This is a genomic window from Mucilaginibacter sp. P19 (assembly GCF_050632265.1).
In the GTDB taxonomy this organism is placed as follows: domain Bacteria; phylum Bacteroidota; class Bacteroidia; order Sphingobacteriales; family Sphingobacteriaceae; genus Mucilaginibacter; species Mucilaginibacter gossypii.
The window spans coordinates 710,484-733,360 of the sequence record NZ_CP192586.1 but is presented as its reverse complement, the minus strand read 5'-3'; the positions used below and the strand labels follow the sequence as shown (position 1 = coordinate 733,360).

Sequence of the window (22,877 nt, the reverse complement as noted above, 5' to 3'; positions counted from 1 at the left end):
TGTTACGGGCTTAATAATCCGCCAGTATTATCAGCTTATCACAAATAGGCATAATCCTTTCTTTACCATTCAAAAAACCAAGCCCGACTACAAAGGAAAAACCGGCAACTATACCGCCCATTTCCTTAATAAGTTCGCTGGCTGCAGTCACCGTACCACCGGTAGCCAGCAAGTCGTCATGTAATAATATATGCTGGCCGGGTTCAAAGGCATCTGTGTGTAATTCAATAGTAGCGGTACCGTACTCCAGCTTATAAGCTTTTTGTTTTATAGTGAAAGGCAGCTTACCCGCTTTACGCACGGGTACAAACGGCACCCCTAATTTGGTTGCCAGTGTGAGCCCAAACAGGAAGCCCCTGCTTTCGATACCGGCCACCGCGTCAATACGGGTTCCCTGCAATTGCTCAACAAAAGCATCGATGATGCTTTCGCATAATCCGGGGTCTTTCAATATGGGCGTGATATCTTTAAAAACAATTCCAGGTTTCGGAAAATCGGGAATATCCCTTATGGCTGCTTTAATTTGCTGGGCTATCATTTGAAAACTAAATAAGGTCCAATTTTACGCAAAATTCCGTCATTAAGTATGGCAATATTTTTCAGCTCGGTCAAATCATTGTAGTTACCATGCTCATCGCGGTAAGCTACAATGGCATCCATTTGTTTGTAGCTGAGATAGGGGAAGCGCTTAAGTTCATTAAAGGTAGCCGTATTGATGTTCACCTTAATGATATGTTTGCCATCAACCGCAATACCGGTTTCAATCTGGCCGTACTTTTCCTTATCAATGCCATAAACCTCTTTCAACTGTTCTTTATTGTAAAACCCGCCTATCCGCTCCCGGTAACGGACAATACGCCGGGCAAATGCGGGGCCTATTCCCCTGATCATGGTAAGCCTCGCCGAATCCGCCGTGTTGATCTCTATCACTTCGCCTGGTTTGGCTTTATTTGTGTAATAAGCAGGACCATCCGGCAGATTAATATATGGCTCAAGGCGTTTGTACGTTGCCGGGCTAACGCTGTACATTTTTTGCACATCGCCTTTGGTAAAAAACCGACCACCTTTTTCTTCGTAATGTTTAATTACGTGCGCCTGATGGTCGGTAAGGCCAAGTTTTAGCCAGTCTGCAACCGGCAAATTGTTGGGATTAAATTTAAAGAGATTGACGGGCAAAGTCGTTTCATTAGCCGTAGAAGTATTATCATCAGCTATAATGCTGCCTGTTTTATCGGTTTCGGTTATCGCTTTATCAAAAGCCTTAAAATTTATTATATTATCTTTGTGGTTTGCCTGAAACATATGGGGGGCCAGCAAAACTATTGCAATTAAAATAATCAACACTACCATTCCGTTCCACTCTTTTTTTGTGACAGACAGGTAGTTTTTAATTTGCGGCCTCATTTATGATATGTTCCAGGCGTTAAATTAAATAAAAATTTAGGATATTTATTTGTTAAAACATACTGCTATTAAAAACAATGAAAGTTATAACCACCGAAGAGTTTGCCAAAGCCACCAAACTGGATAAGTTGAAAATGCCGGGCCTGGCCGCTTTATTGATGGAACTAATGAAAATAAACCAGGTTAACGACCTGTTTGCCCAGGCACAGCCCAAGCAAGGCCCCGACTTTGTTGATGCCATATTAGAAGGTTGTGGTATTGATGTTGAGTTTGATGAACGTGAGTTGCGCAACATCCCTAAAGACGGGGCATTTATCGCTATAGCCAATCACCCATACGGTGGTATTGAGGGTATGGTGTTATTAAAAATCCTGTGCATGGCCCGCCCCGATTCAAAACTGATGGCCAACTTCCTGCTTAAAAAAATCCCCAACCTTGCCGACTATTTTATAGCGGTAAACCCTTTTGAAAATGTTGAACATTCATCAAGCATAAGCGGCCTAAAAAACACCCTTGAGCTATTGAAACAGGGCACCCCAATAGGTATTTTCCCCGCTGGCGAGGTATCAACCTTTAAAGTTGAGCAAAAACAGGTGACCGACCGTATGTGGCACCCGGTTGTAGGTAAGATCATTGCTAAAGCCAAAGTGCCGGTGGTTCCTATTTATTTTCATGGTAACAACGGCCTGTTGTTTAATCTGCTCAGCTTATTGCACCCTGCCCTACGCACAGCCAAGCTACCGTCAGAGTTGTTTAATAAACACGGGCATACCATTAAACTACGGATAGGTAAGCCCATTAACGTAACGGAGATTCCGGAGTATACCAATACCACTAAGCTCCTTAACTTTTTGCGCGCACGTACCTATGCTTTAGGTACCGGCCTGGAAGAGGAAAAAAATCTTCAGCCCTCGAAACCTGTTTAAGATCAAACGCGAGGCCGAAGAGGTTTCTCCTGAAATAGATAGTGCCATTCTTGAAAAAGAAATTGAGCCGCTTCGCGAAACCTATAAGGTTTGGACTGAGAAGAACTACGAGGTATTCATCGTTCCGACGGCAACCATCCCTAATGTGATACGGGAAATAGGCAGGCTGCGCGAGATCACTTTCCGCGAAGTTGGTGAAGGTACAAACAAAGCTATCGACCTTGATGAGTACGATATTTATTATCATCACCTTTTTATTTGGGATTTTGAGGCTAAACGCATAGTTGGAGCTTATCGAATTGGCCTGGGCGACGAGATATTTTACAGTGTCGGCAAAAAAGGTTTCTACGTAAACGAGCTGTTTAAGCTTAAAACCCAGTTTATACCTGTACTACGCCGCAGCCTTGAACTTGGCCGTTCATGGATCCGCAAAGAATACCAGACCAAACCACTCCCCCTTTTCCTGCTCTGGAAAGGGATCCTGAAATTCCTGATCGATAATCCACGCTACCGCTACCTGATAGGCCCGGTAAGCATCAGTAACTCCTTTTCTAAGTTTTCCAAATCGCTTATTGTCGATTATATTAACCGCAATCACTTTGATCATGAAATGGCGCAGTATGTTAAACCGCGCAAAAAGTTTAAGGTTGATTTTGCTAAAATTGATACCGACCTGCTCATGGCCGGTGAAGACAGCTTTAAAGGTCTCGACAACCTGATATCAGAGGTGGAAACCCGGAACATGAAAGTACCGGTATTGCTCCGTCAGTACATTGCCCTAAACGCTAAGATCATCAGCTTCAACATCGACCCTAAATTTGCCGACTGCCTGGACGGTTTCCTGGTACTCGATCTTGAAAAAGTACCGCAGGATATACTGGATAAGCTTGGTAAAAACTTGTAGTAAATCTTCAATCCATAGAAACAAAGAGACACCGGCTGGCCGGCTCTTTTTTTATAGCGATATTAAATCATTACCCAAAGCAAAACGCCCCCAATATTTATCGGGGGCGTTTTTATTAACTATATGTTGTTTTACAATTACCAGCTGTAGCGTACACCAAACTGCATTTGCCAGCGTGAAGCGAACAAATCAACAGAATATGGTATACCAGGGTTAGTGAAGTTGTAAGTTGGGTATGATGCAACATTACCGTTTTTAACAAAAGCAGGGCCGCCGGATGCTCCAGGCAGTTTGCTTACTGGTGTTAAACCAACACTTGCTGAAGAGTTGAATGTGTTTGCTGAGAAGTAATATTGTCCCCAGCTCTTATTCAATAAATTGGTAAGATTGATGATGTCATAAGTAAATGTGATCATCTGCTTGTGTTTACCATTACCAAATTTAAAGTCTTGAGTAAAGCGGAAGTCTAATTGATTATTCCAAGGTGTAAAAGCAGCATTACGTTCAGTAAACTGACCACGACGTGAACTTAAATATTTGTCAGCATCAACATACGCATTAAACGCAGCTAACTGTTGTGCAGCAGTTTGTACTACCACACCATTTTTCACCTGATCAACAATCATCTTAGCTGCCTCATCTCTGGTTGGAATATAAGCCAAGCTTAATTGCTGACCTGTTCCGTCGATAGCGTTTGGATAGGTATCCCAGGTATATGGGTTACCACTTTGCGCGCTAAAGAAGAAAGTAAAGTTAGCTGTATAGTTGTGCCCGGCATCCCAATCATGTTTAAAGTTCACGTTTGATACGATACGGTGACGGATATCAAAGTTTGAATTGGCTAAACCCGGATTATTAGGGTTCAAAGCCTGGTTCAATTGCCAGTTAGACTCCATTGAGTTACGGATACCATTGGTAACATCTTTTGAATGACCATAGGTATAGGCAACTGAGAAGTTTAATGCACTCTGCTGATCAAACTGGGTGAATTTTGCTACCTGTACAGTGGCGCTGTAACGGTAACCTTCGCTTGTGTTTGATAACAAATAAGCATTGGTATATTTTGAGTTGATTCCCTTGTTAATAAATATAGGCTGCTGGTGCTGGGTATCATAAGGATAATAAGTTACGCTATCCTTAGTATTTACCTGCTGAAATTTCAAGTCATGAATAACTTTGGTATAAATACCTTCGGCAGTAAATTTCCACTGGTTGTCCGTTGTATAATCAACAGCTAAACTGCTTCTCCATACCTGTGGCATTTTGAAGTTGTTATCAATCATATCCACCTGGGTAGAACCGGTAGAACCAGTATTAAAGTTACCTTGTTGATTAACAAAGTTTAAACCACCATTAGATGGCGCTTGCACGGGGTTAGTACCGGCTGTAAACGGACCTGCAGATGATTTTTTATCATAAGCACCGTAAGTAGCACCGTTGTTATAAAACGCATAACCAAACCATGCAAACGGAACACGACCAGTAAAGAAGCCGCTACCACCGCGCAAAATAACACTTTGATCACCGTTTGCATCATAGTTAAATGATACGCGTGGGTTCCACTCTATATTACCCAGGTAATTTTGTTTGATATCTTTAGGTTTGGTATAGGTGTAGGTAGTGCCGTAGTTTGGATCAACCGGAGCGTTGGTTGTTTTATCACTCAATGGCTGTTTGTTTGGTACACCAGCATAATCAGCACGTAAAGCTACTGTCAATTTGAAATTATCAGTTAACTGAATATCATCCTGACCATATAAGCTCAACAGGTTAACTTTAAACTGAGCTGAAGGGTGCGCTAAGATATAATCGCGTGTGTTATCAGTATAGTTAAAGTTGGCACGTACACGTGCTGGAGCATTATTAATAAAATCTTCAATACTGTTATAAGCAATACGACCATTCCACGAATTCACAAAGTTATAAGTGATGTTGTAAAACTCATTGTGCGTACCAAATGTAAACGTGTGCTTTCCTTTTGTCCAGGTTAAGTTATCAGTAAACTCAGCTGTTTTCTGGTGCATATCAAATATAGCAGCCTCGCGGTCGGTACCCATGAATATAGTTGTACCAGGAGTACGGCCGGTGATTTCGATTTGCGGTAAAGCAGGGTTTGAGTTAGGATCACGGTAATCGTGAACAGCTGAATAGCCAAGAACCAGGCTATTGCTCAGGTTACCGTTAAATCTTGATTTTAACTCGGCAACGGTTGAAGTTGAGTTATTATGTGAAGTGTAATCAATACCACTGAAACGGAAGTTTTGCTGATCGCGCTCTAAGTTAGTAGCCTTTGAGCTGATGGTATTGTTACGGATAGTTAACTGGTTATGATCATCGATATTCCAATCCAAACGGTTAAAGAATTTGTTTGAGTTTGAGAAAATCGTGGTATTGTTATATGTACCCGGATCCAAACCGCCTGTAAATGTTTTAAAAGCAGTAACTAATTTATCACCATCGGCCTGACTTAGTATATTAGACGCGCCATTGTGATCAAGACCACGGATAACAGGATCCTGCCTGCGGGCAATTTCTTCGTTGGTAAAGAAGAATAATTTATTTTTAATAATAGGGAAGCCTAAACGGATACCGCCCTGATAATCATGAAAATCGTTCAGTTTTGAACCATCGCCACCTAAAGCAGCTTTGGCATTGTTAGCGCCAACCATGAATGAGCCACGACCGTAACCATAAACAGCGCCACTAAAATCGTTTGTACCGCTACGGGTTACAGCGTTTATACTACCACCTAATACGTTACCGATTTTGATATCGTAAGGGGCAACATAAACCTGGATATCCTGGATAGCATCAAGAGAGATAGGGCTCGTACGGGTACTGCTGCCTACCTGGCCTGAAGCATTGTTCTGACCACCTAATGATGGGCTGAAGCCGATCGCGTCGTTATTGATAGCACCGTCAAGCGTTACGTTGTTATAACGGTAGTTGGTACCCTGGAATGAGTTATTGTTACTTTGAGGGGTATTCCTGGTTAAATCCTGTAAGCTGCGGTTAATTGACGGAGCAGTACGGATCTGGTTTTGGCCGATACGGGTACTTGCACCTGTTTTAGCCGGACCAGCAGATGCTTTTACTTTAACTTCCTGCAAGGTTGTCGTTTCATCCTGCAGTACAAAGTTTAAAGTAGCATTACCCAACTGGAGCGTCAGGTCGCTTTTTTCGTCTTTTTTGTAACCGATAAAAGTAGCGGTTACGGTGTAAGGACCACCCGGGTTAATGTTATTAACCGAGAAACGGCCCTCGCCGTTGGTTTGTGCACCATACCTGGTACCTGTGCTGGTATTAAGTACAGTAATGGTTACACCCGGAAGAGTGGTACCTTTTTGATCTGTAACTTTACCGGTAAGTACCGAGGTGGTGATCTGAGCGTTTGCAACGCCCCCAACCCCAATAATTATTAGTGTTAAAATAATAAAGTAGAGCTTTTTCATTTGTGAATTTTTATTGCACAAAATTGCCCTACCAATGTTAATTCTACATTAACATCAGATTATTATATTAACAACTACTTAATGATTTCTTTTCTACCTGATACAGGCCCCTGAAAACCAATAAAAAAATACTGATTATCAATAAAATACAAAATAAATACCCCAAAGTATTAAGCTTCTATATATCGCCTATAGGAGATAAATTACACAATTATGTTCGTCACAGCTAAAAAATGCCCCTATTATATAGTATTTAAAGGGCAACGGTAACGAGCATTTTAACAAATACTTAATACGCAAATAATTAAAATCATTTTTTGATTCTCAACTTATTAAGCAATTGATTCAGCAAGTATGCGGGCGCTACGGCTAATGATTTAATGTTGAGTCCGTTTGCTGCAAACTGCGGCTCACGGCTATTGCCGATAAGTAACGCGCTTGCAGAGGGAATAAACGCAGAAACACATAATAGCCACATAACGGGCCCTCCCGTTTGCTGCCAGGTTACAAGCTCCATTATACCGTAACTAAATCCTAATAAAATAAACAGGATGAAATAAGATATAATTGGCGACAGCTTTAAATAGAAGTAGATGGCAATAGCTATAACAAAGGAAGCCCAGTTAAAATAGCCATTGTAGGCTCCTAAAAAGCCTAAATGAGGAAAAGGAATAGCCCAGATCAATCCAAAGAGACTAAATGCCAAAGTTGGGATACAGATATAGTGTATAATTTTGTTAACCCTATCCTGGTGAGCATCTTCATATTCCCTGAAATAACGATCCACGGGGCGTTCATCAATATTTGCAGTAGTTTTAACTGCTGCCTTCTGTTTGTTATTTGCTTTTGCTGCCACGCTGTAAAAATAAAAAACCCCTTCGGTTTTGTGCCGAAAGGGTTTCGTTTAATTTTATAATGATTACTTGGCAAATGCTACCGAACGGGTTTCCCTGATAACGGTAACTTTAATTTGACCAGGATAAGTCATTTCTGTCTGGATCCGGTTTGAAATATCAGCAGCCAAAACTTCTGATTGCGCGTCGCTGATCTTTTCACTTTCAACAACCACACGTAACTCCCGGCCCGCCTGTATCGCAAATGTTTTTTCAACACCAGGATATGACAATGCCAGCTCTTCCAGTTCTTTCAAACGTTTAATGTAGCTTTCAACAACCTCGCGGCGTGCACCCGGACGTGCACCTGATATAGCATCACAAGCCTGGATTATCGGCGATAACATTGAGGTCATCTCAATTTCATCATGATGGGCACCGATAGCGTTGCAAACTTCAGGATGTTCCTTGTATTTTTCGGCCAGTTGCATACCCAAAATAGCGTGAGGCAGTTCAGGATTATCATCAGGTACTTTACCAATATCATGAAGTAAGCCGGCACGTTTTGCCATTTTAACATTCAAGCCAAGTTCGGCAGCCATGGTAGCACAGAAATTGGCAACCTCACGTGAGTGCTGCAACAGGTTTTGCCCATATGATGACCGGTAACGCATACGGCCAACCATCCGGATCAGTTCGGGGTGTAAACCATGAATACCCAAATCAATTACAGTACGCTCACCTATCTCAACAATTTCTTCTTCTATCTGCTTTTTGGTTTTGGCAACTACCTCTTCAATACGTGCCGGGTGGATACGTCCGTCGGTAACCAAACGGTGCATTGCCAAACGGGCTATCTCGCGCCTTACCGGGTCAAAACCCGAAAGGATGATAGCCTCGGGGGTATCGTCAACAATGATTTCGATACCTGTTGCGGCTTCAAGTGCACGGATATTACGCCCTTCACGGCCAATGATCCGTCCTTTGATCTCGTCGTTTTCAATATTGAAAATAGACACTGTGTTTTCGATAGCGCTTTCGGTAGCAGTACGTTGAATAGTTTGAATAACTATTTTCTTAGCCTCTTTAGTAGCAGTAAGCTTAGCCTCGTCAACAATATCCTTGATCTGGATCATCGCTTTGGTACGGGCTTCCTCGCGCAGGGTATCAACCAATTGGTTTTTGGCATCATCGGCCGATAGGCCGGCAATAGTTTCCAACTGTTGAATGTGCTGATTTTTAAGATGCTCTACCTCGTCTTGCTTTTTAACAACTATCTCGGTTTGTTTTTCAAGATTTTTACGGGTGTTATCAAGTTCGCTCTCCTTGCGGTTAACATTTTCCAGGCGCTGATTTAATGATTGCTCTTTTTGTTTAACACTATTTTCGCGCTGGTTAACAGCATTGTTTTTATTGTTTACTTCCTGTTCATGTTCAGCTTTCATTTGTAAAAACTTCTCTTTGGCTTCAAGCAGTTTGTTTTTCTTCAGGATCTCGGCATTATTTTCAGCGTCTTTTAAGATCTTTTTCACTTTATTCTGAGCCGATGTTTCCTGGTCTTTAAAAAGCTTTAATAATAGGAAGCGACCTATGAGCACGCCAATGATGGCGCCTGCCAGCAGGCCGATGATGACGTATAGTAATATGTCCATTTTAGGTTTGGTGGTGTTATATATGTATGTAAATAAAAAAACCGCAACTAATTTTTAAGTATCATGTATTTAAAACCTCATTTCGGATATTGGGGACCATGGGTTGGTTAACGTTAATCGCAACTAACGCATGCCTCTTGATCCGCTTAATATTGAAGCGTTAAGTTTTTAATAGTGAAACCTAAAATTTAACTGCGGTTAAATCTTAATGTGCTCTTGTATATTTATGTAAAGAACGTTTATTACTTCGAAAAAAATTCGGTCAACAAATGATCTAAATGATAAACTTTTTCAGTCACCTCTGTATCCTCAACGGTAACTTTCTTTTCCGCCTTCAATGATGATGTTGCGTAATGCAGCACACACATTGAAAGTAAATCCTGCTTATCCCGAACCGCATAATTTTCCTGATATTCTTTTATCCGGTCGTTGATCAGCTTAGCCGCCCTGCGTATTATTTCTTCTTCCTCCATGTTAACCTTTAAGGGGTAAACACGGTCAGCAATATTTATTTTTATTGAGATTTCTCCCATTTGAGCTTTTCACTTTTTGTACTATTTTTTCAATAATACAATACACTTATCTATTTCCTGCACAAAGTCGTTAATTTTTTGCTTAATGTCAACACTTTTTTCATTTGTTTCAGAAAAAGACTTGGCAACTTTAACAACTTTTAATTTTTCTTCCAGTTCTTTTGTCTTGGCCTTACTGGCGTTAAGAGCTACCGTAAGTGCCTCACTTTCCAGTTTTAAAAGGTCATTTTCTTCCTGCAAAGCAGCGCACAGTTCAATCAGGCGCTCGGTTTTATCTACAATTTTATTTAACTGCTCTGCTAATGAAGGCATCTTCAATTACTGAATTATTGATTTATTGAATTACTGAATTTTAATTTCTAAATCCGAAATCGAAATTCCGAAATCCGAAATTACTTCCTGATCTCCGCTCCGGCTTCTTTTCCTAAATTATAAATTAATTTCTGCATAATAGAATCAATTGCCTTATCTGTTAACGTTTTTTCCAGATCCTGGATGATAAAGCTTAAAGCATATGACTTTTTACCGGCAGGCAGCTTATCGCCCTGGTAAACATCAAACACATCAACTTCCTTCAGCAATTTACGCTCGGTGCGCAGTGCAATTTGCTTTAACTGACCGAATGATACGCTTTGATCTATCAGCATAGAAAGATCGCGCCTAACAGCCGGGAATTTTGAAACCTCCTGGTAAACAATCTTATTTTTACGGATAGCTGCCAGCACAAGGTCGAAATTAAAATCAGCATAAAATACCTCTTTGTCAACATCCGCCTTTTTTAAAGAAGCTGCAGCTACCGACCCAAATTTCACCAATTGCTTACCATTCAACATGTATTGAATGCCAAACGACATTTTTTTGCAGGTTGTATCCTCAACTGTAAAGTTACTGATGTTAAGGCGCTGCAAAATACCATCAACCACAGCCTTGATATTATAGAATGATACAGGCTTTGATTTCTGGTTCCATTGTTCGGCAGTATTAGCCCCGGTGATGAAAATACTGAAACGTTGTGTTTCGATGTACTTATCATTTTCCAGCTTGTATACCTTACCAAACTCGTAAAATTTCAAATCCGGGCTACGGCGGTTCTGATTATAGGTTATGGCTTCCAAACCAGAGTACAGCAACGTTTGGCGCATTACATCCAGATCGCTGCTCAGTGGGTTCAGAATCTTAACAGCAGTATCCAGGTTATCCGAATAGGCGGATTTGGTAAGCGAGTTGGCCAGGATCTCGTTAAACCCATTTGCGCTCAGCAAATCAGATAACTGATTTTGAACAGTATCTTTCTCCGGACGAATGGAGTTATTTAGGGATGCCCTAATCTGTGTAGGGATTTCGATGTTGTTATAACCATAGATCCTCAGGATCTCTTCAACCACATCCACATCGCGGGTAACATCCACACGATATGGAGGCACTTGTAATGATAATGAATCCGCAGTTTCATTCACTATCTTAATATCAAGCGCCGTGATAATACCTTTGATCTCATCATGGCCAATCTTTTTACCAATCAGCTTATCAATGGTATTATAAGTGATTTCCACAGCAAACGGCGCAACCGGGGCTGGGTAATGATCAGAAATCTCTGACGACACCTCGCCACCCGCAACCTGCTGAATCAATAATGCCGCACGTTTCAAAGCAAAAACGGTCATGTCCGGATCGGTACCACGCTCAAACCTGAATGAAGCATCAGTTTTCAAACCATGCCTTTTTGAAGTTTTACGAACAGATACGGAATTGAAATAAGCACTCTCCAGAAAAATATTTTTAGTTGATTCTTTAACACCTGATTTAGCACCGCCAAATACACCTGCTATGCACATTGGCTCTTCGGCATTGCCAATCATCAGGTCATCGGCAGATAGTTTCCTGTCAACATCATCCAAAGTTTTAAATATAGTGCCTTCAGCATAGTTTTTCACCAACACTTTACCACCGGCTATTTCATCGGCATCAAAAGCATGTAAGGGCTGACCAAGCTCATGCAGTACATAATTGGTAACGTCCACAATGTTATTGATAGCCCGCACGCCAATAACAGCCAAACGCTCCTTTAACCATTGCGGCGATTCCTTAACTTCAACACCGCTGATGGTTAAGCCCGAGTAACGCGGCGATGCCTGCTCATTCTCTACAATAACCTTAATAGTACGACTGGTGTTATTAACTTTAAATGCGCTTACATCCGGCTTATTGATGCCCATTTTCAGGAAAGCGGCAATATCCCTTGCTGTACCCAAATGCGAGGCCGCATCGGCACGGTTAGGGGTTAAGCCTATCTCGTACATGTAATCGTCGTTCAGTTTAAAGTATTCTTTAGCAGGAGTACCCACAGGCGCATCCTCCGGCAATACCATAATACCAGCATGGCTGGTTCCTAAACCTATCTCGTCCTCAGCACAGATCATTCCATGAGATTCTTCGCCCCTGATCTTTGATTTTTTGATAGCAAAAGGCTCGCCGCCGGTTGGGTAAACAGTAGTACCTACTACAGCAACTACCACTTTTTGCCCGGCAGCTACGTTAGCAGCGCCGCAAACAATCTGCAGGTCTTCCGCACCCCCAACATCAACTTTGGTAACGTGAAGATGATCAGAATTGGCATGGTCAGTACATTCCTTTACATAGCCAATCACCAGGCCTTCCAGTCCGCCGGGAACAGCCTGTACCTTTTCCAGACTTTCAACTTCCAAACCGGTACCGGTAAGGATGATGGAAATCTCCTGGGGCGTTTTATCAGTATCAATAAATTCTTTAAGCCAGTTATAAGATATTTTCATTATTCCGAAATGATAATCGGCAAAGATATAAAGATTTCGGATGTTGGGATTGGTTGATTTCGGATTTCGAATGTTCGATTTCGGATTTATTTGAATTTCAATTTCAGAATTTTGAATTGGGATTGTTTTAATCAAATCCGATCAGGCACTTCACTCAGCTTTAACAAGTCCGAAATAGCAAATTCATATAATTCCTAAAATCCGAAATCGAACATTCGAAATCCCAAATTAAAAACTACATCAACCCTTCATCGGCCAAACTTAAGTAGCCGGCATCGGTAATGATTAAATGATCAAACACACCCATGTCCAGCATCCGGCCGGCGGCGCTTATTTTTTTGGTGAGCTGGATGTCTTCGTTACTGGGTTTCAGATTACCCGATGGGTGGTTATGCACCAGTATGAGGCCGCTGGCCTGGTATTGCAGGGCTGAATAAAAGATGATCTTCGGGTCGCATACCGTAGCCGACAAACCTCCTTTACTGATCAGCTCCTTCCCTAATACTTTGTTGGAACGGCCTAATAGTATGATCCAGAATTCCTCGTGGTTCAGGTCCATCAAATGACGGCGCATAATATTGTAACCATCCCTGCTTGACGTGATCACCTCAATGGCACCCGATTCAAATTCATTACGGCGGCGACCGATTTCCAGCGCGGCAATAATAGATATAGCTTTGGCTTCTCCTATCCCTTTAAACTTGGATAGTTCGGCTATGGAAGCCTTACCAAGCTTGTTCAGGTCGTTATCATAATGGCGCAGGATGCGTTTACTCAGTTCAACCGCACTTTCGGTGCGGCTGCCCGAGCCGATAAGGATGGCGATCAGCTCGGCGTCGGTAAGGGCGCGGCGTCCTTGTCCGCTAAGTTTTTCACGCGGGCGGTCTTCCTCAGCCCATGATTTAATACTGATCTTGCTTTCGTAGTTTTCCACGGCATTAAAGTATGAAAAAGCGCCAAACAAAAAAAGGGACAGCGTTGGTACACTATCCCCTTTGGTATATTTTAAAAGCTGAGATTAGCTTAAGCCGTTAACAAATTTAGTAAGCTTTGATTTATTGTTCGAAGCTTTGTTTTTGTGAATAACGTTCTTTTTAGCTAAACGGTCAAGCATTGAAATCACTTTACCCAACAGTGCAGAAGCATCAGCTTTGGTAGTAGTGTTTCTTAATTTCTTAATAGCGTTCCTGGTTGTTTTAGCCTGGTACCTGTTGCGCAGACGCTTCGCAGCATTTGCCCTGATTCTTTTTAATGATGATTTATGATTTGCCATCTCGTATAGCTTGTTATTCTTTTCTACTTATTTTAAGGACTGCAAATATAGAGCGATTAAATTTAATATGCAAGTGGTTTTTTGATTTATATTTTAGTGTGATTAGATTGATAATGTGAATGATTACCTGAACCCTTTGGGCTTGCAGACCTGCCAAATTAACAACCTGTTAATCCCGCATTCACGAAGTGTTCATGCAACACAATGATTTTTGCTGCGTTACTATTAATTAAAACTATTGCGTTTATGGTTACCAACAGCATCACCAGGTTCAGCAACCGGGTTGAAGATTATGTAAAATACCGTCCCGGCTACCCCGACGAGACTTGTTAAGTTTTTACATGACGCTTACGGCTTAACACAGGATAAGCTCATTGCCGATATTGGTGCAGGTACAGGGATCTCCACCGCATTGTTCCTGAAAAAAGGCTACCGGGTAATTGCCATTGAACCAAATTTGGAGATGCGCGAAAAAGCTATCGAGTTACTCGGTTCATATAACGGTTTTATCCCCCGAAACGGCACTGCAGAAAATACCGGCATCGAGAGTAATAGCATTAATGCTATTATAGCCGGACAGGCTTTTCACTGGTTTGATGCCGTAAAAACCTGTGCTGAATTTAAAAGGATACTGAAACCGGATGGCATTGTTGCCCTCATCTGGAATGAGAGAAAAACAACCTCAGTCTTTGAACAGGAATACGATAAACTCATTGTAAAACATGGCCGCGATTACGTAAAGGTTGATCACCGCAATATCAATACCGAACATATCACAGCTTTCTTTAAGCCGCAACCTGTTCACCTGGAAATATTCGCCAATAAACAGTTATTTGATTTTGAAGGATTAAAAGGCAGGCTACTGTCATCATCATACATGCCTGCACGTGGAGATGAGGGGTACGAGCCAATGATCAACGATTTGCATGCACTTTTTGATAAATTTCAGCAGGATGGCGTTATCGTTATTAATTACGATACGAAGGTTTATTCGGGGAAACTGTAAGATCAACATTATTTCGTATCGGTGAAACAATTGCACGCGGGTATTATCTAATAAGCAAACACAATGGCTTATTAATACTACTTAAACATGATATACTGGATCACTATTATAATACTGCTGCCTTTTATATTTATTTTAATAAGCCATTTAAAAAGCAAAGCCCAACAAAAAAAGAAACTTACCGAAATAAAAGAACGCTGGGGCAAACCCATAATTGCAAGCAGAAATTTCAAACCGGTCAGCACCTACCTTACAGCTTATGGTAGCGTAAGCGAGATCTCAGCCAATACCGCCACCGACCTTGACATCGACAGCGTATTTGAATTTATCGACCGTACCAATTCAAAACCCGGACAACAATATCTATATAAGCAATTACACTCCCCGCAAATTTCAGAAGAATATTTTGAAACGCTTGAACAGCGGATCGGCAATGTCACCGCCGATAAAGAATTGAGAGAGGCAGCCGAGCTTAAATTATCTGAGTTAGGGAACAATGATGCCTACTACTTACCAGAGCTTTTTAAGAAACCGCATCATTCCATGTTTCCGGCAATTGGCAATTTTTATATCAGCATAGCGCCGTTTTTGATCATTGGAGTGGCATTTAGCCTTTTTATTGTTCCCAACCAGTTTATGCTTTTGCTATTGCTGATATTAATGATAGCCAATGTAGTTATTCATTACAGTAATAAAACCCAGATGCTGAACTACACACATTCGCTACCGCAGTTGTTGGTTTTATTTAAGGTATCAAATTGGCTTAAGAACCACACTCTGCTCAGGGATGATGAAAGTACCCGCCTCAGTATGGCTAATATGGGCAAACTCAAAAAGTCGTTAAATTATATCACCCTGCAAAATAAAGTCGCTATTGATCCTACCGATATTTATTATCTGGTTACCGAATGGTTAAAAATGTTCCTGCTTATTGAGCCGCTGGTATTTATAAAATCCATCACCAAAGTAAACAAATACCTTAGTGACATTAAAGTTGTTTATGAAGCGGTGGCTGAGGTTGATGTTGCCATTTCCATCCAATCGGTGCGTGATGGCGCGGCTCATTATTGCAAACCTCAACTTACAACCGGCAATACCCATATCATTATTAAAAATCTTTATCACCCGCTTATTGAAAACTGCGTGTCAAATTCTATCGCTATAGATAATACACAAGGCATTTTGGTAACTGGTTCCAACATGTCGGGTAAAACCACTTTTATCAGGGCTATTGCTATAAACGCTTTGCTATCGCAAACCATTAACACCAGTTTTGCTACAGTATACCAGGCTCCTCCGCTCAAAATATTTACCAGCATTGATATGACCGACGATTTGGGCGATAATAAAAGCTATTTCCAGGCCGAAGCTTTAGCCGTTAAAAATATAGTGGCACAAACCATTGCCAGCAAACCCATAAACAGCCTCGTAATCATTGATGAAATTTTCAGGGGTACAAATACCATTGAACGGATAGCCGCCGCGAAAGCCGTACTAAGCTACTTTATCCAAAATCAAAGCTTCGTTTTTGTGTCTACACACGATCTGGAACTGGCCGAATTACTGGGCAGCGATTACAAAGTTTTCTCTTTTGAGGAAGTAATTGGCGATGACCGGTTGGTATTTGATTATAAAATTAAAGAGGGATTGCTCAAAAACCGAAATGGCATCGCGGTTTTAAAAGGCGTCGGTTTCCCGGAGAGTATTATTGATGAAGCCAATAAGGTAAGCAGCCAATTAAGAGAGAAGTATAATTTAAAACTCCCCCTTTAATTGCATCTTTGCCTCATGAACCGCCGCATAATTTTAAGCATAACTGGTACCTGTTTAATCATGTTATGCTCATCATGGGGATTCTTTGCACATTATCGTATTAACCGGCTGGCAGTTTTCACGCTACCTAAGGCCATGTCTTGTTTTTACAGATCCAATATCGATTATATAACCGAACATGCCGTAAGTGCCGACAAACGCCGCTATGTTGACTCATCAGAAGCGCCACGCCATTTCTTTGATGCTGACCGTTATGGCAAAAAACCCTTTGAGGCTATGCCTAAAAAATGGAAGGATGCCGTTGCCAAATACTCAAAAGATATCATCATTAAATACGGCACTGTTCCCTGGACCATTCAATACCAGTATTACAGGCTGGTACGCGCTTTCAAAGCCCATGATACAACGTCTATCCTCAATGCATCTGCCTATTTAGGGCATTATATTGCCGATGCGCACGTACCGCTGCACCTAACCCAAAACTACAACGGCCAGCTTACGGGGCAAACCGGCATCCATGCCCTTTGGGAAAGCCGCCTGCCTGAGTTATTTGCCGATCATTATAATTACTACGTTGGCAAGGCCCGGTATATTGAAAACCCATTGAATGAAGCATTCCGTATATGCAAGGCTACTTACAAAACCGTTGATACAGTTTTACGTTTTGAGCGCATCCTGAACAAAACCTACCCGCAGGACAAAAAGTACGCGTTGGTACAGCATGGCAAAAAGCAAATTACCGATTACTCCGTGGCCTATAGCCTGACTTATCACAAAATGCTGAAGGGGATGGTGGCAAGGCAAATGCGGGCATCTATTCTTTCCGTGGGTAGTTTCTGGTACTCGGCCTGGGTTGATGCAGGGCAGCCGGACCTGAGCAAGCTTATCGCACAGCCTTTAAGCATCGAACAAAAGGCAAAGCTTCGGCAAGAAGAAATGCTTTACCGATCAGGCAAAGCATTAATAATAAAATAGTTAACAATCAAACCCGGCAGCCTTCCCCTGCCTTCTTTATATTCTCCGCATCAGCTCCACGAAAACAGCGAAAGGGATAACGCCGGCTATCACCTTTCTTATCTGAAACAATTGTAACATGGCAGCATAATCAATCATTAAAAATATTCCTGCCTCATCTGCTTCATTTCCCGTTATCATGGTATTTATACGCAATTTTTCCATTAGGTATTTATACGCTATTACCCGGTTTACAACCCTCCTAACTTAGTTAAATCAATCAGGAAGTTGATTTGACCTCCCCTTTTAGCCACAAGCCCTAAACCTAATAGAGAATTAAATAAATAGGAGGCCATATCGAGTGACTGGCGTTTTATATCACTGAATATTTACATCTATAAACTATCATCTTATGGCAAATTTAACTTTAGCACCACGATGGGCATCAAGTGTGCTGCAACTCGGAAACACCGCTTATGTAGATTGCGGTACACCAACCGTACTAAACAATTTAACCTCCTTTACCCTGGAGGCCTGGGTAAACGTGTCGAGCCTTAACGGATTTCAATCCGTAGTTGGCAATGTTGATAATGCGGTTGGCGGACAATACCAATTATTTCTTGAATCCGGTTATGTTTACGCCTATGTAGGCATCGCACCGTATCTGATCAAATCGACTTTACCCATCACTGTCGACGAATGGCACCACCTGGCCTCTGTATTTGATGGTACAACTTCCAGTTTATCGCTTTATGTTGATGGCGTGGCTGTTGCGCAAAGCACCTTTTCGGGAACGCTGCCTGCAAGCGGTACCAATATGCTGCTGGGCGCTGTAATGCAGCAGAGTAGCCCGATCTGGTACCTACAGGGCCAACTTGGAAGGATTATGATCTGGAATAGCGTGCGCGACGCTGAAGATATCCTTAATGATTCGGTACAAGTAAATAATTATAGCGCTGTCCAAAATCCCAACCTTATATTTTACAGCGACTTTTCGGAAATGCCGGGGGTAGACAGTTCCGGAAATAATATAGCCCTTAATTTCAAAAACAATGTACAATACGCGTTCAATGTTCCATCTGTTGTACTGGGAGCGGATGGTTATGTTGATTGCGGCTCCTTTCCCGAATACAGCATTCCCGGAAACGCCCCTTATACCATTGAAGGCTGGTTCTTCCCGGGCAGCAGCAGCAACGGTATCCTGTTAAGTTATGGTTTGAACGGCGCATGGGAATACAAAGTAAGCTATCAAAACAACCAGGTTATAGGCCAGCGTAACAGCGACAGTATTTCTTTAGCATCAACAGCCTCGGTTTTGCCGCTAAGCTATTATCATTTTGCACTAAGTTATGATAGCGATGTTAAAGCCCTTAGCTTGTACGTAAACGGCAACCTTCAGGCTATCGATTATTTTCCTTCGCCGGTTACCGCGGTTCCAAACGGGCATGTACTCGTAGGCGCCCAATATGATTCGAACGGCAATATCATCGACAACTTCGGCGGTTCTATCCAAAACCTGCGCATCTGGAATGTATGTTTGGAACAATCAGAAATTGTTCAATGGATGTACAATGACGTAATAACCGATAACCGTTTAATTTCAAATTTTGATTTCACCGTTAACCCGCCGATAGATACAACCGACAAATCAACCCTTGAACTGGATAATGGTGCCGTGCAGCAGCTCCAAACCGTAAACGTTTTAACTACCGAGCAGATTGCGCTTTTGGGCATCCCACAATCCATCAACGCTATTTATCTCAATCAAAACGTGGAAACGCCTGTACCGCCACCTACAGACATACTATTTGCCAGCCAGCCCAAAGTTTTTACCGAAGATCATAAAGAGGAAAGCTGGTCACAATTTAAAGATTGGTTCGGCAGTAAAAACGGAGGCCCGGCAACAGAAGGCTTTCGCCAGCAGTTTGATAACGCTTATGAAAAAGCCCGGCAAATGTTCGACGAAAATGCCAATCTGTCCCGTGTTTTTACCCGCACGGATACCAATGGCATAACCCGTATTATTTACCATGGTGTAAAAGCAGACATGCTCGTTTACGAAGGGGCTATAGGCGCCGAATCAGACTGTACGCTCTGGTGGATCCAATTCATCTTTGCGCTTACTGTAGGTTTCCTTCAGGCTGTGGGGCTGGCACCTACCACCGGCAATATCGCCACGCGTATTTATAACCTGCTCCGTGCAAATCAAACGGTAATGAATGCCATGAGCTCAATGGCCGGAAAAGCAATCAGCGCCACAGCCGCTATTGGTTTTGTAGGTGTAATATATCAGCAGGGACTGATGTGGACCATTATCAAGTTTGTGCTGACATCCGCAGGATGGTATGCCTTATTCTGGATCCTTCGTAAAGTAATAGCCATAGTAACAGGCCTGGAAGCAGCCGCCATACTTGCCGGCTTTATTGTATGGGCTACTCAGCTTACTATACTTTCACTTAAATACAATACCGCATGCGGTCAGCTTCTCCAATCAACCAATGTTTCACCTTCTTTTAATTCATAAAGCCATGCCAACTTCAACACCTGTTGTAGCTATACCTGTGGTAGACACTTCATATAGCATGACATCTTCAAATTATGTCGCAATCACAGTCATCGATACCAAAGCTTTCCTGAACAATGCGCTCCCTGGCGATTATATTGGCGTGGCATCCTACGACACCAACGGAAGAGTAACCTATAACCTGACACAGGTTGATCAAAACCTTACCGTACCGGTTACAGCAGCTGCAGCTGTACAAAACCTAAGTTTCACCGGAAGCTGCACCAATATGGGAGGAGGGCTTCAAACCGCTGTAAATATGCTTTCAAGTGCTCCTGCCGGTGTAAATAAAGGCCTTGTGCTGCTTTCTGACGGTTATCAAAACTGCGGCACCAATCCCCTGCCATTACCAGCCGGCACCCCTCCCGTATATTCATGTGCAATGGGGCCGGCGTCTGACCAAAACTTAATGCAGCAAATTGCAACCCAGAGCGGCGGCCAGTATTATTATGCCCCCTATGTTTTCAACATGATGCAAATTTACAACCAGATCAGGGCACAAACTCCTGCTGCACAATTACTTGCAAACGGATACAAAGTAGCCCAGGCCTATGATTACCTGTTGATTCCGGCCACCGTATCAGCAGGCAACGACCTTGGACAGTTTTCGGTTGTATGGAGTGATCCTAATTATACGTTCACAAATGGCCAGCCCGGACTTAATCAATTAAGTGTAACACTTGTAACGCCGGCCGGCGTGGTAATTACACCAATGCCTACCTTACAGGGAGGGGCCTATGTAGTATTTAACATTCCTAACCCGGCGGTAGGCCTATGGTATATCCAGATCATGTATGGTGGTACAACCCCGCAGGGCCTGACAGGCGGTGCCTTTGAATATGCACCTTCAGGCAATGCCGCTCCGCTTCAGCTTACAGTTGATGCAACCTCTGTTGTGCGCAAAGGACAGCCTATTACTTATCACGCACATTTAACGGATGATGGAAAGCCGATAACCGGACAACAAATACGTGCTTTGGTTACCCGTCCCAAACTAAGTCAGCATAGTGCAATTAAAGCTTATGCATCAGACCTTAAAAACATAAAGCTGCCTGAAGAAACAATGGACACTATACAACATCCCGATTTGGCAAAGCTCGATCTGCTTTACAGGCAGCGGTTGACGGAGGAGGACCTTTTGCCGCACATAAAGGGCGGGAGTATCCTGTCAGCGGCAAAGCAAGGTGGGTACGCCGGTACTATACATGAAACGCACGAGGCCGGAAGTTATACCGTAGAGCTGGAAGTAACCGGATTTTCAGATAAATCTAAAACGCCGTTTTCCAGAAGTCGTCGCTTTAATGTAGTGGTTACCGATGGCGATTGAATAAACCACCATCCTGTTTAATAAACAAAAAGCCTGTGCTGGGAATTATATCCTGCACAGGCTTTTGATATTTGAAATGTTGAAAAAGCTTTTTATTGCCCCTCAGAAACCTTGGCGCTACGGCCTTTTATAGCGGCAAAGATGGGCGGCAATATCGAGATGAGGATGATGATTACCCCTACCAGCGAAAAGTTTTTAGCTATCACCGGTACCTGCCCTAATTTGTAACCCGCAAACAGGAACACAATGATCCATGATGCACCGCCGACGATGTTATAAAGGCTATACTTTAAAAAAGGCATCCTGCCAACACCGGCCACAAAAGGTGCGATAGTGCGGATAATAGGCATAAAACGGCTAAAAATCACCGCCTTACCGCCATGTTTATCAAAAAAAGCTTTGGTTTTAAGATAGTATTCGAGCTTGAGGATCTTATTTTCCTCTTTAAAAACTTTAGGGCCTAAATAGTTGCCTAAAAGATAATTCACCGTATTACCGATAAAGGCAGCGGCAATTAATATGATGCCCAGCAGCCAGATATCCAAACCCGAACTACCACCGGCTATTAACGCGCCAGCTGCAAACAGCAGTGAATCGCCGGGTAAAAAAGGAGTTACTACAAAACCTGTTTCGGCAAATATGATCAGGAAAAGGATCAGATAAGTCCATCCCTGGTAAGCGCTGGTTATTTGTACCAGGTGCTTGTCAATATGCAGTATAAAGTCGATTATGCTTTTTATTACTTCCACAGGCTAAAATTTTGCCCAAAAATATAAATATTAAACAAAACGCAGCTACTGAAGTGTCTTACTAAGCAGATTATTAGTAAGTACCCCCGCTCCAAAGGCCAATGAGTCGGCGCTGCCAACAATACCTTTGGTATAAATGGTGTAGGCGCGGCCGTCCTGTATAGTTACATTTTGCAGGGTTGTTTCTATTGTCGTGGGCGTTCGGGTCGTGGTAATGGTAAAGTTATAATTACCGGCAGTAAGTTCAACGTATTTAGATACCTTGTTAAAGGTAGTACCTCTAACCACAAGGGTGTCATTAGCCCGCAGATCTAGGGCTGAGGTATTGGGTGAAGTATGCACAAACCTTACTTTTCCTTTACCTATGGCTGGCAAACCGGTACTATCAGATAGTATAAATGAACTAACAAACGAACTATCCTTTCTGAAGCCGGTTATAAACATAGTGTATTTCCTGTTGGCTTTAAGCGTAGTATCAAATTGCAGCAAAATAACCGGCGCCGCGGTGGCTGTACGTAACTGTAACGGCGGTTCAAGTGTTGAAAGGTAAAAATATCCCGAACTGTTTGGATAAGTATAGGTAGTGGTATTATACCTGATAAAATGCTGATAAAGGTATACCGGCTGGATATCGGGACTTAAATTAACGATTTGAAACTGGGTATTGAGGCCTACTGATGATGCATTGCCCCCTTACCGCACGAAGAAACAGCACAGATGAAAAGTCCGCATAGCA

At 42.3% G+C, this 22,877-nt stretch carries 19 protein-coding genes and 1 pseudogene; 7 read left to right on the top strand and 13 right to left on the bottom strand.

What is annotated here, in order from left to right; genetic code table 11:
- Nucleotides 1-10: 10 nt before the first annotated feature.
- Entirely contained in the window at nucleotides 11-538 is a 528-nt protein-coding gene (locus ACQ86K_RS03635) for an adenine phosphoribosyltransferase (RefSeq protein WP_091173675.1), read from the bottom strand.
- Complete coding sequence (locus tag ACQ86K_RS03630) at nucleotides 535-1,404, bottom strand: helix-hairpin-helix domain-containing protein (RefSeq protein ID WP_091173678.1); 870 nt, start codon at nucleotides 1,402-1,404, stop codon at nucleotides 535-537. The genes ACQ86K_RS03635 and ACQ86K_RS03630 overlap by 4 nt, the downstream gene beginning before the upstream one ends.
- A 77-nt stretch (nucleotides 1,405-1,481) precedes the next feature.
- Between ACQ86K_RS03630 and ACQ86K_RS03625 the strand changes: the two are divergent.
- Nucleotides 1,482-3,234, top strand: a pseudogene (locus ACQ86K_RS03625) (lysophospholipid acyltransferase family protein).
- 137 nt (nucleotides 3,235-3,371) lie between these two features.
- Here ACQ86K_RS03625 and ACQ86K_RS03620 read toward each other — a convergent pair.
- The 8 genes from ACQ86K_RS03620 to rpsT all read right to left on the bottom strand — a co-directional run bounded on the left by ACQ86K_RS03620 (nucleotide 3,372) and on the right by rpsT (nucleotide 13,769).
- Nucleotides 3,372-6,686 (bottom strand): carboxypeptidase regulatory-like domain-containing protein, encoded by a 3,315-nt coding sequence (locus tag ACQ86K_RS03620; RefSeq protein WP_431199814.1) that lies wholly within the window; start codon nucleotides 6,684-6,686, stop codon nucleotides 3,372-3,374.
- A 310-nt stretch (nucleotides 6,687-6,996) separates the two neighbouring features.
- Nucleotides 6,997-7,542 (bottom strand): Mpo1-like protein, encoded by a 546-nt coding sequence (locus ACQ86K_RS03615; protein ID WP_431199813.1) that lies wholly within the window; start codon nucleotides 7,540-7,542, stop codon nucleotides 6,997-6,999.
- A gap of 63 nt (nucleotides 7,543-7,605) precedes the next feature.
- A complete protein-coding gene (gene rny / locus ACQ86K_RS03610) occupies nucleotides 7,606-9,171 on the bottom strand; it encodes a ribonuclease Y (protein ID WP_091173692.1) in 1,566 nt (521 codons plus the stop codon).
- Between the two features lie 242 nt (nucleotides 9,172-9,413).
- Complete coding sequence (locus ACQ86K_RS03605; RefSeq protein WP_090529762.1) at nucleotides 9,414-9,704, bottom strand: cell division protein ZapA; 291 nt, start codon at nucleotides 9,702-9,704, stop codon at nucleotides 9,414-9,416.
- Nucleotides 9,705-9,725: 21 nt separating this feature from the next.
- Entirely contained in the window at nucleotides 9,726-10,016 is a 291-nt protein-coding gene (locus ACQ86K_RS03600; RefSeq protein ID WP_091173696.1) for a hypothetical protein, read from the bottom strand.
- Between the two features lie 80 nt (nucleotides 10,017-10,096).
- On the bottom strand, nucleotides 10,097-12,496 hold the full coding sequence (pheT, locus tag ACQ86K_RS03595) for a phenylalanine--tRNA ligase subunit beta (protein WP_431199812.1): 2,400 nt from the start codon (nucleotides 12,494-12,496) through the stop codon (nucleotides 10,097-10,099).
- Nucleotides 12,497-12,731: 235 nt separating this feature from the next.
- Complete coding sequence (radC, locus tag ACQ86K_RS03590; protein ID WP_091173703.1) at nucleotides 12,732-13,430, bottom strand: RadC family protein; 699 nt, start codon at nucleotides 13,428-13,430, stop codon at nucleotides 12,732-12,734.
- A gap of 84 nt (nucleotides 13,431-13,514) precedes the next feature.
- A complete protein-coding gene (gene rpsT, locus ACQ86K_RS03585) occupies nucleotides 13,515-13,769 on the bottom strand; it encodes a 30S ribosomal protein S20 (protein WP_090529771.1) in 255 nt (84 codons plus the stop codon).
- A 204-nt stretch (nucleotides 13,770-13,973) separates the two neighbouring features.
- On the opposite strand from rpsT, the gene ACQ86K_RS03580 reads away from it, so the two are divergent.
- The 4 genes from ACQ86K_RS03580 (at nucleotide 13,974) to ACQ86K_RS03565 (ending at nucleotide 17,523) form a co-directional block, all read left to right on the top strand.
- Nucleotides 13,974-14,102 (top strand): hypothetical protein, encoded by a 129-nt coding sequence (locus ACQ86K_RS03580; RefSeq protein WP_431199811.1) that lies wholly within the window; start codon nucleotides 13,974-13,976, stop codon nucleotides 14,100-14,102.
- A gap of 40 nt (nucleotides 14,103-14,142) precedes the next feature.
- The gene (locus ACQ86K_RS03575) at nucleotides 14,143-14,775 is read left to right on the top strand and encodes a class I SAM-dependent methyltransferase (protein WP_431200787.1); all 633 of its coding nucleotides are present in this window, start codon (nucleotides 14,143-14,145) and stop codon (nucleotides 14,773-14,775) included.
- Nucleotides 14,776-14,862: 87 nt separating this feature from the next.
- Complete coding sequence (locus tag ACQ86K_RS03570; protein WP_431199810.1) at nucleotides 14,863-16,548, top strand: MutS-related protein; 1,686 nt, start codon at nucleotides 14,863-14,865, stop codon at nucleotides 16,546-16,548.
- A gap of 135 nt (nucleotides 16,549-16,683) precedes the next feature.
- A complete protein-coding gene (locus ACQ86K_RS03565; protein ID WP_431199809.1) occupies nucleotides 16,684-17,523 on the top strand; it encodes a zinc dependent phospholipase C family protein in 840 nt (279 codons plus the stop codon).
- A 36-nt stretch (nucleotides 17,524-17,559) separates the two neighbouring features.
- Here the strand turns inward: ACQ86K_RS03565 and ACQ86K_RS03560 are convergent, their stop codons facing one another.
- Complete coding sequence (locus ACQ86K_RS03560) at nucleotides 17,560-17,727, bottom strand: hypothetical protein (RefSeq protein ID WP_431199808.1); 168 nt, start codon at nucleotides 17,725-17,727, stop codon at nucleotides 17,560-17,562.
- Between the two features lie 187 nt (nucleotides 17,728-17,914).
- Between ACQ86K_RS03560 and ACQ86K_RS03555 the strand changes: the two genes are divergently transcribed.
- Nucleotides 17,915-20,026: a LamG domain-containing protein gene (locus ACQ86K_RS03555; RefSeq protein WP_091173714.1), complete on the top strand. Its 2,112-nt coding sequence runs from the start codon at nucleotides 17,915-17,917 to the stop codon at nucleotides 20,024-20,026.
- A 4-nt stretch (nucleotides 20,027-20,030) separates the two neighbouring features.
- Nucleotides 20,031-21,392 carry a vWA domain-containing protein gene (locus ACQ86K_RS03550; RefSeq protein ID WP_176844554.1) on the top strand — a complete coding sequence of 454 codons (1,362 nt, stop codon included), beginning with the start codon at nucleotides 20,031-20,033 and terminating at the stop codon, nucleotides 21,390-21,392.
- A 92-nt stretch (nucleotides 21,393-21,484) separates the two neighbouring features.
- On the opposite strand, the gene ACQ86K_RS03545 is transcribed toward ACQ86K_RS03550, so the two are convergent.
- Together ACQ86K_RS03545 and ACQ86K_RS03540 are read right to left on the bottom strand one after the other, a co-directional pair.
- Nucleotides 21,485-22,141: a DedA family protein gene (locus tag ACQ86K_RS03545; protein ID WP_091173721.1), complete on the bottom strand. Its 657-nt coding sequence runs from the start codon at nucleotides 22,139-22,141 to the stop codon at nucleotides 21,485-21,487.
- A gap of 45 nt (nucleotides 22,142-22,186) precedes the next feature.
- A complete protein-coding gene (locus ACQ86K_RS03540) occupies nucleotides 22,187-22,792 on the bottom strand; it encodes a DUF4397 domain-containing protein (RefSeq protein ID WP_431200786.1) in 606 nt (201 codons plus the stop codon).
- Nucleotides 22,793-22,877 lie beyond the last annotated feature (85 nt).

Coding starts and splice junctions, on each gene's coding strand:
- ACQ86K_RS03635 (WP_091173675.1), bottom strand. CDS start 538: ATGATAGCCCAGCAAATTAAAGCAGCCATAAGGGATATTCCCGATTTT.
- ACQ86K_RS03630 (WP_091173678.1), bottom strand. CDS start 1,404: ATGAGGCCGCAAATTAAAAACTACCTGTCTGTCACAAAAAAAGAGTGG.
- ACQ86K_RS03620 (WP_431199814.1), bottom strand. CDS start 6,686: ATGAAAAAGCTCTACTTTATTATTTTAACACTAATAATTATTGGGGTT.
- rny (WP_091173692.1), bottom strand. CDS start 9,171: ATGGACATATTACTATACGTCATCATCGGCCTGCTGGCAGGCGCCATC.
- ACQ86K_RS03605 (WP_090529762.1), bottom strand. CDS start 9,704: ATGGGAGAAATCTCAATAAAAATAAATATTGCTGACCGTGTTTACCCC.
- ACQ86K_RS03600 (WP_091173696.1), bottom strand. CDS start 10,016: ATGCCTTCATTAGCAGAGCAGTTAAATAAAATTGTAGATAAAACCGAG.
- pheT (WP_431199812.1), bottom strand. CDS start 12,496: ATGAAAATATCTTATAACTGGCTTAAAGAATTTATTGATACTGATAAA.
- rpsT (WP_090529771.1), bottom strand. CDS start 13,769: ATGGCAAATCATAAATCATCATTAAAAAGAATCAGGGCAAATGCTGCG.
- ACQ86K_RS03580 (WP_431199811.1), top strand. CDS start 13,974: ATGATTTTTGCTGCGTTACTATTAATTAAAACTATTGCGTTTATGGTT.
- ACQ86K_RS03570 (WP_431199810.1), top strand. CDS start 14,863: ATGATATACTGGATCACTATTATAATACTGCTGCCTTTTATATTTATT.
- ACQ86K_RS03565 (WP_431199809.1), top strand. CDS start 16,684: ATGTCTTGTTTTTACAGATCCAATATCGATTATATAACCGAACATGCC.
- ACQ86K_RS03560 (WP_431199808.1), bottom strand. CDS start 17,727: ATGGAAAAATTGCGTATAAATACCATGATAACGGGAAATGAAGCAGAT.
- ACQ86K_RS03555 (WP_091173714.1), top strand. CDS start 17,915: ATGGCAAATTTAACTTTAGCACCACGATGGGCATCAAGTGTGCTGCAA.
- ACQ86K_RS03550 (WP_176844554.1), top strand. CDS start 20,031: ATGCCAACTTCAACACCTGTTGTAGCTATACCTGTGGTAGACACTTCA.